Genomic DNA, 15,533 nt, shown 5'->3' on the forward strand with positions numbered 1-15,533 from the left:
CGACAAAAAAAGGCCTTTTCTCATATCGAGAAAAGGCCTTTACTTAATAGAATTGCCAACTATTTAATCCAGGCACCGTCTGCTCCAAGTTTATAACCTTGTACAACCGTGTTAGCTGCCATTTTTCCATTTGTGTAGAGATAGTACCATTTGCCGCCGGTCAATACCCAGCCAGTTTTCATGACGCCATTGTTGTCCATGAAATACCAGTTGCTTCCTGATCGTACCCATGAAGTGGCAGCCATTGCACCATTTTTACCTAGGTAGTACCATTTATTTTTATCAAGCAGCCATTCATTTTCGAGCATTTTCCCGTCACTGCCAAGGAAATACCATTTGCCGCCGGATAGAACCCAGGCTTTCGTTACCATAGCTCCATCAGTACCTAAGTAGTACCATTTCGCTCCGGATTGTGCCCACGCTTTTGTGACCATAGCTCCATCAGCACCCAAGTAGTACCATTTCGCTCCGGTTTGAACCCATGCTTTTGTGACCATAACGCCATCGGCACCTAAGTAATACCATTTCGCTCCGGATTGTGCCCACGCTTTCGTTGCCATGACTCCATCAGTACCTAAGTAGTACCATTTCGCTCCGGTTTGAACCCAGGCTTTCGTTACCATGGCCCCATCGGCACCTAAGTAGTACCACTTCTCTTTGTCCTTTAACCAGCCAGTTTTGGCCACATCATTGTCGTAGAAATACCATTTACCGTTTTCAAATTTCCAACCTTGTTTAGCTGGCTGCTCAACAACTTTAGCACTTACGGTTACTTCAGTTGCTGCACTCGTATTTCCTGCCGCATCTGTCGCCGTTACAGAAATTTTCACGCCAGCTTTTTGCTTCGCAATTTTGATTTCAAACTTGCCTGCTGAATCTGCAGTCGCTTGGCCGATTTCCTTTCCATCCACCATTGCTATCACTGTCGAGCCTGCTTCAGCTGTACCTGTTAGGACCTCGTCCGCATCCGTAACAGCATTTACTTGCGGTGCTGCTGGTGCTGTTGCGTCGCTGACGGTTACTTCTGTTGCGATACTTACGTTTCCAGCTGCATCTGTTGCTGTTACCGTAAGGACGGTTCCTGCTGCTTGCTTGACAATAGTGATGGCAAATTTACCTTCTGCATTCGCAACGGCAGTACCTAGTTCCATATCGCCTGCTTTCGCCACTACTTTTGTTCCTGCTTCGGAAGTTCCGGTGACCACTACGTCCGCATCAGTTACCGGATTAACAACCGGTGCTGCAGGTGCTGCGACCGTCACTTTGAAAGTACCTTTATTACCAAGTGCATCCGTAATGTCTAGCGTAATCACTGTACCAACAGCTTGTTTACCAATCTCCACTTCAAATTTACCTGATTCATCAGCTGTGACTTCGTCGAAAGTCTTATCGCCGATAGATACAACAATCTTTGCCCCAAGGCTCGTTTGTCCGCGTAAAATCGAATCAAATTGCGACACTTGAACAGTTGGGGTTTTTACAACATCTCTTAAAATTCTTCCCTCAATAACTGGGGCTAATGGTTTAATAGCCGATTGAGCTTTAACATAATTAAACAATGCTTTAAAATCAGTTGTCCCGGTTACTCTTTCCTTACCTTCTTTAAGGATGGTAAATCCGTCTCCGCCATCTGCCATAAAGTTATTAACAGTGACCGTATACTCGCCTTTAGGGTCAATTTCCGTACCATCTGGAAGATAGATATCTAACACTCTATTTCCAATCGGTAATTTACTTGTCCAAGTATATTTCAATCCGGAAATCTGCATAATCTTCGACCCAGAAGCAGACCATTGTTGGTTGAGTAAAATCCTTACTTGGTCACCCGTTAGTTTCATCGTAACAATATCGTTACCAAACGGCTGAATGGCAAAAAGATCACCCCAAGTAATCGGACCTGGCTTTTTGATATCATCACGGATTCCGCCTGAATTCATAAAGGCAAATTGCGTGCCAGTATTCGCGCGCATTCCATCGGCAATTAAGTCACCCAATGCCGATTCGCCGGCTGAACTAGTAGAACGGCTAATCGCAGTAGCGGCTTCCCCTACTACTTCACTTGTGATTGGTTGAATATATTCTAGATATTCATCAAGCTTCGTTTTCGTTTTAACATCAAGATGTTCTTTGTTTTGTACCGTTCTTACGATTTTGGCCTCTTTTGCCACGATATCCTGTGTAACTGGATCAATTGTTAAATCAACATCTGAAAAAGCTGTTCCGTACGAATACGACTGAATCATTAATTTTCCATTTACAGTTGCATTCATATACGCATGGTTGTGGGCGCCAAAAATTACGTCAACTTCATCATCAACCTTTTTTGCAAACTCAACCACTTTTCCAGTCGGGTTCGAGCCATTAGTAGCTGAGCTTCCAGCTTCATGGGCAAGAACAACGATTGCCTTTATGCCTTTTGCTTTAAGCTCGGCTGTGTATTTATTAATGGCGTCTACTTCATCGGTAAATTTCACTCCTGCTACCCCGCTTGGCGTAACAATCGTTGGAGTTTCTGTTGTCACAACTCCAATAAAACCAATTTTGACTCCGTCTACCTCTTTGATAACGTACGGAGGTAAAATAAGCTCGTTTGTTTTTTCATCGACAACGTTTGCTACCGTGTACGGGAAACTCGCACCTTCAAATGGACCATACTTATCAACGGTCTTAGGATGGCTTCCGCCGTTGATGAGACGCATCATCTCGGCAACACCCTGATCAAATTCATGGTTACCAACAGTCCCCACATCAAAACCAAGTTCATTTAAGAAGCGAATAGTCGGTTCTTCCTGCATTAATGCAGACACCGGACGGCTAGCTCCAACCGCATCACCGGCATGAACCTTTAACGTATGGGAAGGGTTTGTTGCTTCTTTTTCTTTCAAATATCCGGCTAAATATTCAATACCGCCCACTAACTGTCCACTAACCGTTGTCGAATAATCCAATTGTCCATGGAGATCATTGATGCCCAATAGTTTCACATGGACATTTTGATCTAATTCATAGAGCTGATATCCCGGTCTAATCGTTGATGGGCCAAGATCCTTAAGATTTGGTGCTGAAGATAAATAGGCTTTTGCATCTGGCGACGAGTTGAATACCAACTTAGCGACACCGCCAACAGGAGCAATCTTCCAGTTGTTATCGGCAACAGCATTGACTACCTTCTTTTCTTTAATATAATCCATCAATACTTCGCGGTTTTCGAGCAGTGAATCAAGAATTAGTTTTGCATCAGCACCCGTACCCGGATAATTTCCAGTACCGCCAGCACGGTGGTTATTGGTTGCTAAAATAAATACTTGATCATCTTTTACAGGTGTTCCATCCATCATCGTTAACTTGATAATCCGATGTTCCTGAGAAGAAGTTCTCACACCACTTCTTGTATAGCGGGCATCTTTTGTGACATCAATTTGGTATTTAAGACCATCAATCACATCATAATTGTAAGGAGTGAAACCGTTATCGAGTAAATCTTGATTGCCTTCTTTGTTTGGGTCAATTTTATTGAATGCTGCCGCACACAATTCTAACCACTCTCTTACTTCGGCACCCGTTAATTGAAGGGCCTTAAGCGTATTGTTATAGATATAAAGGTCATTCGCACTTTTAATTGAAATATCACCTTTAGGGATATTCGTATAACTTGATCCGCCTTTAAATGGCGCCGCAGCGGAAATGATCGGTATATCTTTCAAGTCCGAACGATGCTCGGCAATATATTTCTTTACAAAGTCAGTCTGTGCCTCATTAATAAGTTGAAGCGCCGGGTCATCAATTACCCGTGAAAAAAACGTATTTAATGGAGCCGGAGTTTCTCCAAGCTTGCCACGTACATAATCTAGTGTAGCTTCATGCTCATGTTTTACTGCATTTACAATCTCGTCAACAGCAGTCGTTGCAGCGGTAACAGGGCGGTTAACAGATTTTGAATTAGCTCTGTCAGCCTTCCACGTTCCATCTGCTTGTTGAACCAATTCTAAATCGAGAACACCTAGGTTATTTCCCCAATAACCGGCTTCAACAGCTGGTGTATTGTTAATATGTCCTTTTTCATTATCAATTCCCTTTTTACCATTAAAAGAAGAGCCAGGGAAATTCGTATGTGAATGTCCAAAAAGCATGGCATCAATGCCGTCGACTTTCGTTAAGTCAAAAACAGCATTTTCAGCCGCTTCTTTTCCTTCTGAGGCAATGTCACAGCCAGAGTGAGCAATGGCGACAATGACTTCAGCGCCCTTTGCCTTCATTTCTGGGATAAACTTGTTTGCGGTTTTAACAATGTCTTTAATGATTAGTTTTCCTTCAACTTTATCTCGATCCCACTGCATAATTTGCGGAGGAGCAAAGCCAATAACCCCTACCTTAACTGTTTGTTCTTGACCATTTTTATCCTTGATTTTTTTATCAATGATTTCATATGGTGTAAAGTAGTTTTTATCGTTATCAGGATTTCCGTCCTTATCATCAATATAAATGTTAGCGTTTACAATTGGAAATGCAGCATTTGCCAGCGCCGTGTCGAGAAAGTCTAAACCAAAGTTAAATTCATGATTACCGACAATCGCAGCATCATATTTTAATAGATTCATCGCTTTAAACATTGGGTGTGTGTCTGCCTTGGTGATTGGCTTCACTTTTGCCACATAATCGGCCATAGGGTTGCCTTGAAGCGTGTCACCTGCATCAAACAGCATGGAGTTTTCCGTTGGTACCTCTGATCTCGCCTGCCCAATCAAGCTTGCCGTTTTGGATAAACCATAGTTGAGACCTGCACCCGTATCCTGATAATAATCGTAGGACAACACGTTATTATGTAGGTCCGTCGTTTCTAAGATGCGAAGAGTCGCCGTGTTTCCTGCTGCCTCTGCATAAGCCGCTCCAGGGCTAAATGAGAAGGGGATCATACTTGCTGCGAGAGTTAATGCGAGAGAACTTTTTAATAGTTTGCTGCGAATGTTTCTTGCAATCTTTCTTTTCAACTTTTTCCCACCTTTCAAGAGTTTATGATCTTTCAAACCTATTGTACTAACCTTTATGGAAGAATGATAGAAATTTCATAAAATTTTACACAATTTTAAAATTATATAATATTTTTTACAAAAATTCATTAATTGCAATCATTTTACATCTTAGAGAATCAAAAATAGTGGGATAATAAATTGGGGTAGGGGATTTGGTAACATCTGTGATATAATTCATTCCCAAAAGGAACTTGGAAAGAAGTGAAAATAATGTCAGCGGACTATAAACCGGCTGTACATTTTCGGGATGTGTATTATTCCGTTGACAATCAGCCGATTTTAAAAGATATTACCGGATCGTTTCATGAAGGTAAAATCACCACTTTGGTCGGGCCTTCAGGAGCTGGAAAGACGACACTGCTTAAACTATGCAACGGCCTGCTGTCGCCTGATTCAGGGGAAATTTTTATTAACGACCAAAACATCGATAGCTGCGAACCGGTCCAATTGCGGCGCTACGTGGGAATGGCGCTTCAAAGTGCACCAATGATCAGCGGCAGCGTACTCAAAAATCTGGCTCTGCCCATGGAACTGCAGGGGAAACAACTAGCGGAGGAAGAAGCGATAAATTTATTGACCGATGTAGGCCTGGATGCTTCATTTTTGCACCGACATAGTAAAGATCTATCGGGCGGGCAGCGCCAAAAGGTTTCGATTGCCCGGACACTGGTTAACCGTCCCCGCGTCATTTTGCTCGATGAAATTACATCTTCGCTCGACCTGGCATCCCAGAAGGAAATCGAAGCATTGATTGTAAAAATAAACCGGAAATTCAACACGACCATCATCTGGATTACTCATAATCTGGAGCAGGCGTTGACAATCGGGGCATACACCTGGGTGATGATGGGTGGGAAAGTGATTGAAACGGGGGAAAGCAGCTTGCTGAAGGCGCCGGTTAATGAAAAAGTGAAACGTTTTGTGAAAGGGGAAGGCCAATGAGTTATCTCGCACTAACCATCGCGCTTGTTTTCGTCCTAATCCCGCTTTTTTTATCAAAAACACTCCACCTAGGGCTGGAAAAAGACACGATGATCGCAACCATTCGCTCCGTCATCCAGCTGTTAGCGGTCGGCTATATTCTCCAATTCATCTTCGAAGCGGATAGCCCTCTCTATATATTCCTGATGGTGATGGTCATGATTGGCGCAGCCACGCAAAATGCTAGGAAAAAAGGGAGTGCGATTAAAGGCATCACATGGAAAGTGGCAGTTACTTTAATTTTTATTGAAGTACTGACGCAAGGGATTATACTCGGCTTCAACATTACGCCGCGGGCGGCCCAATATATCATCCCGCTCAGCGGTATGGTCATTGGCAACTCCATGGTCCTCGCCATTTTGTTCCTTAACCGGTTTTCTGCCGAGATAGAATCACGTCAGGACGAAACGGAACTCATCCTGTCCCTTGGCGGAACACCGAAACAGGCCATCAACACCCAGCTGATCACTTCTATAAAAGCAAGCATGATACCGACAATTGAAAGCCAAAAAACCATTGGGCTCGTCCAGCTTCCAGGCATGATGAGCGGCCAAATCATCGGCGGGGCCGATCCAATTCAAGCCGTACAATTCCAATTGCTTATATTATTTTTGCTCTTAACCACCGCAGCCGTCACTAGTATCATGCTTGGGACTTTATCCTATCCATCACTATTCAACCAAAGAATGCAGATGCTACGGGCGCGATAGATAGTAAGACCTTTTCTAGCGATAAAATGGATAAAGTTTAGCTATAGTCTGAGGGGATTTTCCATCCCTCTTAGACTGTCGGTTGAACCTCCAATGTACTTAAAGATTCGCCTCAAAAAATTCGTTCATTAAATAATTCAGCTTTAATGACATGGAAATATAATCGGAACTGGCCGGACCTTTTTGCCGATACAGTTCATTCAGCCTGCTTTTCAGTTCTCTGATTTCCACCAAGATATTCCGGTTCTCACTTTGCTCCAGACCCATCGTGTTCACTTCCATCCTACTCCTCGATTATTTTCCCACGATGTTACCTTAGGCATCAATGCTTGAAGAGATTCCTTCGAACATCATGGTAGTTATTTTTTAAAAAAATCAGCCCAAAATCGTAATGATAATAGCACAGTTACGGGCGAATGTGAACGCGAAAGCGAAAAGTAAAAATATTACAAAAACCGTAAATAATATTGATATATCAATCTCTTTTGCCATGTGCCTTATAAGGATTCTTCTGTATATCCCCTCGTCCGAAACACATTATATTATAAAAACTTCGCTTGGAAAAATAATAATATTTTAAATCTTCACGAGGTTTGCGACAAAAGAATCGGATTGGGGGTAACCCAATCATTTACTCAACAATATAAAAAGGGTCAGCCCCTTTGCGAATGCAGAGGGCTGACCCTTTCTTGTTATAATGGAGGTGAAATAGAAACAAAAGAACTTGCCCCGTGCTTAAACCCAAAACATGGATAGTGCTGGGAAGTAGGTGATGATTAACAGGTCGACGACCATGACGGCGATAAACGGAACAACGGATCGAATCAGTTTATCATAAGAAACGTCGGCGATGCCTTTTACGACAAAGAGGTCTAACCCTACTGGTGGTGTGATGAGCCCGATTGACAGGTTGACGACCATGATAAGGCCAAAGAAGATAGGATCAATTCCTGCTGCTAAGGCAATTGGCAACAATAGTGGTGTTAATATCGTAATAGCGGCTGATGCATTTAGGAAGCAGCCTGCGATAAAGAATATGACCGTGAACATAAGCAGGACCAGATAACGATTATCAGAGAATCCTGTTACCAAGTTAACAAGCAGCTGCGGGATTTGTTCAGCGGTTAGGAGCCAGCCAAATAGGTTAGCAGCCGCAATAATAAACACAACCATCGCCGTCATTTTTCCTGCTTTAATAAATGCCTCGGGGATATCCTTCCAATCCATATCCTTATAGACAAATTTGTTGATAATAAATGCATACGCGGCAGCTACCGCCCCAGCCTCCGTCGGGGTGAAAATACCTCCGCGGATTCCAATGATAATAATCAATGGAAGAATCAAAGCCAATATTCCTTCGAAAAAAGTCTTTTTGAAAGAGGCGAATTCAAATTTCGTATGCTCCTGGGAATAGTTATTCTTTTTGGTCAGCCAATAGTTTACCAGCATAATCGAGATACCAATTAAAATCCCGGGGACAATTCCCGCCGTAAACAAATCACCAATCGAAACTCCTGCTGTCACACCGTAAACAATCATCGGAATCGAAGGCGGAATCACGACTGCGATCGTTCCTGCACTTGCTACCGTGGCAGCCGCAAATCCTTTATCATACCCCTTTTTTTCCATCATCGGGATCATCATTTTACCAACAGCGGCCGTATCTGCTGCTCCGGAACCGGAAATACCAGCGAAAAACATACTTGTTAATGTAGAAACCTGAGCTAAGCCGGCCCGGACCCAGCCGACCGATGCAAAAGCAAACCCGGCAATCCTTTTCCCCATACTGCCGGACATCATGAATTCACCCGTGAGCATAAAAAATGGAATCGCCAGAAGCGGAAAGGAATCTACGGAGGTGATCAGTCTTTGCGGAACGACTTCTAATGGAATATAGTAGATACTTGTCAAAAAGCCGGAAATAGATGCTAAAATCAGCGAAATAGCAATAGGAACACCAAGAAACATCAGTAAAAACAATACGACCAGGACAACAATTGCTACTGTCATTCATATTCCTCCTTCATTATCCTAAAAAGGGCTTCTCGTTTGCCACGTCTACCTGTACAATCTCAGCTTTATCTTCCTTTGCAAGTACCAAACCAAGTATATTATCAATGGAATGAAGAAGACAGATGAGCGAACAGACAAGCACCGAGCCGTAAACCAGGGTCATATTCCATCCCATAGAAGGGGATATTTGTTGACTGGTAAATTTTAAAATACTCCAGCCATAAACGATTAAAAATAGAAAAACAGCGGAGTTGATGACTTCGACGAGGACTTGCAGCTTACCCTTAAACTTCTCAGGCATATAATGAAGCAAAATTTCCACCTGAGCGTGTTCCTTGCTTTTATAAACAATTCCGATTCCTAAGAAAACAATCCAGACAAACATATACCGAATCAGTTCTTCAATCCAGCTTAAATTAAATACGGAAAAGTCAATCATTGGGAGCATTTTTTGTACGATGGAACTCTGTAAAACGAACCGGGAAAATACTTGATAAACAGTAGAAACGAAAGCAATAACGAAAAATAAAATCAAGAGATATTTACTGGCTTTATCAACCTTTTTACTCATTTCCGTCATAAACCCTTTCATTTATCGCACCTCCACACGCTTATTTTAAGTCCTCTATTTTGTCCAGCAGATCTTTTCCAATTGAGGCTTCAAATTCTTTGTATACTGGTTTAACAGCTTCTCTAAAGGAGTCTAAATCGGCGTCTTCCTCAATTTGAATGCCCGATTTGCGTAAATCCTCTAACAGCTTTTCCTCATCCTCCAAAGCGGATTTTCGTTCAAATTGGATCGCTTCTTTGGAAGCTTCCGTTATCACTTTTTGTAGATCATTTGGAAGGGTATCATAGGTTGTTTTACTCATGATAAAAACAGCTGCATCATAATTATGATTGGTTAACGTCAAATACTTTTGAACTTCATTAAATTTGTTCAAGTAAATTTGCGCAAGCGGGTTTTCCTGGCCATCGACTACATGCTGCTCAAGCGCGGTATAAAGTTCCCCGAATGGCACTGGTACAGGTGTAGATTTTAGGGCCTTAACAAATGAAATATAGGGCGGCGATTCCTGGACCCTAATTTTCAAGCTAGCCGCATCTTTAGCTGTTTTAATCGGCTTTACATTATTGGTCATATGCCGCCAGCCATTTTCCATAAAACCTAAATTCATTAACCCTCTATTCGCCAAATTGGCTCCTAGCTCCTCACCGATTTCTCCATCGAGAACCTTAAAGGCATGCTCACGGCTTTCAAATAAATAAGGCAGGTTGAGTACATTAAACTGCGGGGCAAAATTGGTAACGGGAGCAACGGAACCGATGTGAAAATGAATCGAGCCAATTTGGGCACCCTCAATCTGATCCCGTCCGTTCCCTAACTGACTGCTAGGGAAAATATCAATTTTGATTCTTCCGTTTGATTTTTCCTCAACAAGCTCTTTAAACTTTAAAGCTCCTTTATGATATGGATGAGTATCTGTCTGCAAATGCCCGAGCCTTAAAACATATTCGGCATCCGTTCCCTTACTTGACGCTATACTGGAGCAGCCGCTAATCATGAATAAACAGGTTAACCCTATTAGAATGAAGACAGACCATTTTTTCATTTCCTAACCTCCCTACTAGTTTGTAAGCCCTTTCATATTTTAAAATTAGTCCTAGACATAGGTAAGCTGAAGATATTATGTACTCCTCCTTCCTTTTATGGTTCAGTCACCCAACCACTAATTTAATTATATTTAAATTTTCTAAAAAATCAAACATTATTTCTTCAATAAATAAATTTATTGCTTAGCAACGGTAAAAATGGTTTAATGAAGCTATATTGGTTGGGTCACCTAACCAACTAAATTCGATATTATAAATAGAACCTTCCTAATATTAAAAAGGAGACTATCCGCCGTATAGCAACATGCTACCGGCAGATGCACTATGTTAAATTTGTAATACTTTTCGTTAAATAGCTCATTTACAAGCTAGTAACGTAATGTTTAAATAAAGGTTGAGCCACTAGGGAAAAAGTACTATTTTTTTAAAAAGGAGACGTACTTTGATTGTCACGGAGGAGGTTGGGGTCAAATGGAATTTAATAGAAAAGGGATCTCTGAACAAGTAGCAGACAGTATAAAGAAAAAGATCCAAACGGGAGAATACCAAGCAGGTGAGCGGATACCAGGTGAAAGAGAAATGGGGATTGAGCTTTCAGTCAGCAGAAATACGGTGAGGGAAGCCTATAAAATCCTCGAAGCCTACGGATACCTACAAGTGAAACATGGAACTGGGGTATTTATTGCCTCACCTGAACATCAAATTCAAAAGATGACGGAAGCATTTTTTGTCTCAACTGAACAAATCAAGGACTTTTTCTCTGTCCGCAAAATTCTAGAAGAATGGACAGTAAAGTGGGCGATTGAAAATGCGAATGAAGACCAATGGACCGAGTTAGAACAAATTGTCAATGAAGCAAATAAAATCGTCCAAGGCAATGTGGATTATAAGCGTCTAGCGGAATTAGACCATAAATTTCATATCACCTTAGCCAATAATTCGAAAAATGTAGTCTTAATCGGGATTATGAATTATTTAATCGATTTATTATCTGAAGCAAGGAATAAATCGATTCAAATTCCCGGCAGAGCCCAACAATCCGTTCAGGAACATACGGAAATTTTACAAGCCATCAAACAAAAGAATCCAGATTTAGCGCAGCACTGTATGAAGGAACATCTAGAAAGCGTTGAACGTTCCATTACGGCAAATGCTTTAATAGAATAATAATGAAGAAAGGCTGTTCTGCAAGATTCAGAACAGCCTTTTCATTTTATATTTTTTCTAAGGATAGTGGCTCTGGAAATCGGACGTTATAAAAATCCCCAAGCTTGGAGAGTTCCTCTTCCACACTAGGAGATAAGACAATTCCTTCTAACTGGCGCCGCTCCCTGTCCCTCCTTCTTCTTTCCCCTGGGTATCTTATTTCATTCGTCCCTGGTGCCTTGGGGACTTCCTTCATCTCTGTTAACAGATGTTCAAGCGATTCAAAAAAAGTGGATAGATGCATAAATTTCTCGATATCTAGCAAGAGGAAGAAATGGCCCACATTTGCCTGTTCGGTTTCCGCTTCATCATAAAGATTTTTAACATGAGGGCCAAAAGCGGCTCCGGAAAGGACACCGGTCATGATTTCGACAGCTAAAGCTAACGCAGAACCCTTCGCTCCACCTAATGGCAGGACCGAACCCCTTAAGGCTGCTTCTGCATCATTAGTCGGGAGACCGTCTTCATCCATTGCCCATCCATCAGGAATGGGATTTCCCTGCTTTGCAGCTAAAATGATTTTCCCTCTTGCTGCAATGCTGGTGGATAAATCAATAATGACCGGCTGCTCATTTCCGGTAGGAAAGCCAAATGCAATGGGGTTCGTTCCGAAAAAGGCATTTTTTCCTCCCCAAGGAGCAATTCCCGGGGGAGAATTGGTGAATCCAATACAGGCCAGATTTTGCTCACAAGCCAGCTGACAAAAATAAGACGCGGTGCCAAAATGATTGCTATTCTTAATCGCAATGGCCGTCAGTCCACTTTGTTTAGCCATATCTGCTCCTTTTAAAATTGCGTGATAACTGACCACATGGCCAAGGCCATTATCGCCATCAACAAGCAAAACAGATGCGGTTGGCTCGGCCATTTGGATGTCAGGATTCACATTCATTCGCTGATCATTAAACCGTTTTACATAGATAGGAAGCCGGCTGATTCCGTGGCTGTCAACACCTTCTAGATTTGCTTTGACTAAAGAATCAGCAACCACAGAGGAATTCTCTTGATTCATCCCCACACTTTTCAGTACATTTTCACAAAACCTCTTAAGATCAGATTCACGGTAGGTACCCATTTGTAATCTCCTCATGTTTTTTATGATAAAAAAAGCTTCAAAAAAGGGAACTCCCTACGCATAAACATGTGTAGGGAGAAGTGATTTAAGCGCTGCGATATAGTTTTGTCATGACAAATTCGCGATGGCCCAATGCCTCTGCACTGGTAAGACGGCCATTTACGGTACGGCAAATCATTTCCATCAATTGATCCCCAGCTTCTTCCAGAGAGATATTGCGGGATAACAAACCTTGCACGTCCACATCAATATGTTCACTCATCGTAGCAGCAGTGATTGGGTTGGCCGTAATCTTCACAACCGGTTCAATGGGATTGCCGATAATATTTCCTTGGCCGGTCGGGAATAAGTGGAGTACGGCTCCCCCGGCTGCCATTAGGGTAATACATTCTGCCGCTGCAGAAGACGTATCCATGAAGTAAAGTCCAGCTCCATTCAGTGGTTTTTCAGCAGGGTCTAGGACGCCAACGACTTCCTTCGATCCTGTTTTAGCAATATTCCCCAAAGCTTTTTCCTCGATTGTTGACAGACCGCCGGCGATATTCCCTTGGGTCGGCTGCGATCCTAGTAAATCAACACCTTTAGACTCAATTTCTCCAACGTAGTGATCATAGATGGACATGAATCGGTCACGCAGTTCCGGTGTTGCCATCCGTTCGCTGATCAAATGCTCACCGCCAGTTAATTCAGAGGTTTCCCCGAAGAACACGGTCGCACCAGCATCAATTAAACGATCAACTGCCTGTGATACAGTTGGACATGAGCCCATGCCGGTGGTTGTATCCGATTCGCCGCATTTAATGCTGATCGTTAAATCTTTTAATTCAATTGGTTCCTTTTGAAGTTCAGTGGCCCATTGAACATACTCCTTCGCCTTCCAGGATGCCGCACGGATTGTTTCTAAATCACCATTTCCTTCGATAGAAAAATAGGATACTGGTTTACCAGTTTCGGCAATCCCATCAGCGATTTTCTTCGACCAATTTTCTTCAATCCCAATGACGACGACGGCTGCTACGTTAGGATTTGAACCCGTTCCAATCATCGTTCTGAAATGTAAATCCAAGTCTGGACCATACTGAAGTCTGCCATATGCGTGAGGAAGAGCCAGCGTTCCTTGAACTTGTCTTGCAACAGCTTCACAAGCTGCGTTAGAAATATCATCTACCGGTAAAATAATGACGTGATTCCGAATTCCGACCTTACCATTTTCCCTGCGATATCCAAAAAGCTGTTGACTCATTTTCTACCACCTCGCCGTTTTAATGTTGTGGGTATGAACGTAATCGCCGATTTCCCACTTTTCTGTTGTTAAGCCAATTTGAACGCCGTACTTTAATACTGGTTCCCCTTTTTCTAAATTGACTAAGGAAATTTTGTGGCCAAGAGGAATATCCCCTTTAGACGTTACGACCACATCGGAATTATCATCCATATAAATCCCGACTACTTTTTCTCCCACTTGAATCGGGCTGGTAGCAACACCTACATGATCACCCCGATGATGGATTAAAAACTTGTGAGTGCTTACATTTCCAGCTGCCTCTGACTGCTTTTCCGTAATCGTACTTGCTTGGCTATTGAAACTCATTAGAAAGCCTCCTTTTTATGGTTGAGTGACCCAACCAATTTCTATATATTTATTAAATCACCTTACCATCGGATAGTCAACATTAATGTTTTAATTTTCAAAATATTTTATTTAAATGGCGCATAAAGAGCGTTCACCTTTTAGGATTTTCACCACTTCTTTGGCTACTAATAATGATGTTCTGATTTGAGATTCGTTGGTGAGTCCTGCAATATGAGGTGTGATTACGGCAGTTTCGCAGGATAATAGTTGATTAGACTGTGAGATAGGTTCTACTTCAAGGACATCTAAAAACGCCCCGGCAATCGTTTGCTCATTCAATGCAGCTGCCAGCGCAGTTTCATCGATAATACCTCCTCTAGAAGTATTAATTATATACGCTGTAGGTTTCATCTTCTGCAGTTCTGATTTCGAAATTAAATAATGCGTTGCAGCTGTCAACGGAACGTGTAAGGAAATGAAATCGGACTCTGTTAATACGTCTTCTAAAGACTTTATTAGCTGGATACCTGTTTCTGAAACTATGTGGTCGTACTCTGTGATAAATGGATCATATCCAATCACCTGCATACCAAAAGCAAGTGCCCGCTTCGCTACACGATGAGAGATTTCACCTAAACCAATTAAACCGAGTGTTTTATTCGCAATCTCGCCACCAGTGAACTTTATACGGTTCCAATTTCCCACCCTACTTTCAGCAGCTGCTGAATAAAGCGGCCGATTCGCACTTAACATTGCGGACATCACGTATTCTGCAACGGATGTGGCATTAGCATGACGGCCATACACCACTTGAATCCCTCTTTTTTTCGCTGCAGCGAGATCAATGTTATCCATTCCAACTCCCAAGCGGCCAACTGCTTTCAGGCGTATTCCTGCATCTAATAGTTCCTGATCCACCTTTGTTTGGTTCCTAACAATAATCGCATCATAATCTTTGACCACATCTAGCAGCTTTTTGCGGTTCCCCCATAGGCCCTCATCATAATGTACCTCAAACCCATGACTAGTCAACTCCGCAATTCCTTCATTCCAAATTAATTCTGTAATTAAGGCTTTCATAAATTCCCTCCTCACCATTGGTTCAGTGACCCAACCACTATAACAATATTAAAACACCCTCGATTGGTTTGGTCAATAGGAGGCAAGCATTTTCAACTTACTAACGAAAAATTAAATGAGTAAACTAAAAAGGTAGATAGCTGATGTGATAGTAGCCTTCTTCTCCTTTTTTACTGTAAAGTGATCCGAAAATGGTACACAGTCCTCCACAATGTATTTCCAACTAATTATTACAATTTTAAGACAGAAAA

Annotated in this window: 12 protein-coding genes; 3 read left to right on the forward strand and 9 right to left on the reverse strand. The window is 42.1% G+C overall.

The window, feature by feature from the left end; translation table 11 throughout:
- Positions 1–59 precede the first annotated feature (59 nt).
- Positions 60–4,988: a bifunctional 2',3'-cyclic-nucleotide 2'-phosphodiesterase/3'-nucleotidase gene (locus tag ACIQCO_RS06545; RefSeq protein WP_400426889.1), complete on the reverse strand. Its 4,929-nt coding sequence runs from the start codon at positions 4,986–4,988 to the stop codon at positions 60–62.
- Between the two features lie 252 nt (positions 4,989–5,240).
- Here ACIQCO_RS06545 and ACIQCO_RS06550 point away from each other — a divergent pair, with 252 nt between their 5' ends.
- The gene (locus ACIQCO_RS06550; protein ID WP_400426890.1) at positions 5,241–5,972 is read left to right on the forward strand and encodes an ABC transporter ATP-binding protein; all 732 of its coding nucleotides are present in this window, start codon (positions 5,241–5,243) and stop codon (positions 5,970–5,972) included.
- Entirely contained in the window at positions 5,969–6,721 is a 753-nt protein-coding gene (locus ACIQCO_RS06555) for an ABC transporter permease (RefSeq protein ID WP_400426891.1), read from the forward strand. Before ACIQCO_RS06550 ends, ACIQCO_RS06555 begins: the two co-directional genes overlap by 4 nt.
- 99 nt (positions 6,722–6,820) lie before the next feature.
- Here ACIQCO_RS06555 and ACIQCO_RS06560 read toward each other — a convergent pair whose 3' ends face one another.
- The 4 genes from ACIQCO_RS06560 to ACIQCO_RS06575 all read right to left on the reverse strand — a co-directional run bounded on the left by ACIQCO_RS06560 (position 6,821) and on the right by ACIQCO_RS06575 (position 10,347).
- Positions 6,821–6,997, reverse strand: coding sequence for a hypothetical protein (locus ACIQCO_RS06560; RefSeq protein WP_400426892.1), 177 nt, complete (start codon positions 6,995–6,997; stop codon positions 6,821–6,823).
- Positions 6,998–7,456: 459 nt separating this feature from the next.
- Entirely contained in the window at positions 7,457–8,731 is a 1,275-nt protein-coding gene (locus ACIQCO_RS06565) for a TRAP transporter large permease (RefSeq protein WP_400426894.1), read from the reverse strand.
- A 16-nt stretch (positions 8,732–8,747) separates the two neighbouring features.
- On the reverse strand, positions 8,748–9,326 hold the full coding sequence (locus ACIQCO_RS06570) for a TRAP transporter small permease (protein ID WP_400426895.1): 579 nt from the start codon (positions 9,324–9,326) through the stop codon (positions 8,748–8,750).
- A gap of 19 nt (positions 9,327–9,345) precedes the next feature.
- On the reverse strand, positions 9,346–10,347 hold the full coding sequence (locus ACIQCO_RS06575) for a TRAP transporter substrate-binding protein (RefSeq protein ID WP_400426896.1): 1,002 nt from the start codon (positions 10,345–10,347) through the stop codon (positions 9,346–9,348).
- Positions 10,348–10,819: 472 nt separating this feature from the next.
- Between ACIQCO_RS06575 and ACIQCO_RS06580 the strand changes: the two genes are divergently transcribed.
- The gene (locus ACIQCO_RS06580) at positions 10,820–11,515 is read left to right on the forward strand and encodes a FadR/GntR family transcriptional regulator (RefSeq protein ID WP_400426897.1); all 696 of its coding nucleotides are present in this window, start codon (positions 10,820–10,822) and stop codon (positions 11,513–11,515) included.
- 46 nt (positions 11,516–11,561) lie between these two features.
- On the opposite strand, the gene ACIQCO_RS06585 is transcribed toward ACIQCO_RS06580, so the two are convergent.
- The 4 genes from ACIQCO_RS06585 to ACIQCO_RS06600 form a co-directional block, all read right to left on the reverse strand.
- Positions 11,562–12,629, reverse strand: a complete 1,068-nt coding sequence (locus ACIQCO_RS06585) for an Ldh family oxidoreductase (RefSeq protein WP_400426898.1) — start codon at positions 12,627–12,629, stop codon at positions 11,562–11,564.
- Between the two features lie 85 nt (positions 12,630–12,714).
- The gene (locus ACIQCO_RS06590; protein ID WP_400426900.1) at positions 12,715–13,872 is read right to left on the reverse strand and encodes a UxaA family hydrolase; all 1,158 of its coding nucleotides are present in this window, start codon (positions 13,870–13,872) and stop codon (positions 12,715–12,717) included.
- 3 nt (positions 13,873–13,875) lie between these two features.
- Entirely contained in the window at positions 13,876–14,220 is a 345-nt protein-coding gene (locus ACIQCO_RS06595) for a UxaA family hydrolase (protein ID WP_400426901.1), read from the reverse strand.
- A gap of 111 nt (positions 14,221–14,331) precedes the next feature.
- Complete coding sequence (locus ACIQCO_RS06600; RefSeq protein WP_400426902.1) at positions 14,332–15,282, reverse strand: hydroxyacid dehydrogenase; 951 nt, start codon at positions 15,280–15,282, stop codon at positions 14,332–14,334.
- Positions 15,283–15,533: the final 251 nt, after the last annotated feature.

This window comes from Neobacillus sp. NPDC093127 (assembly GCF_044754175.1).
Lineage (GTDB): Bacteria > Bacillota > Bacilli > Bacillales > Cytobacillaceae > Neobacillus.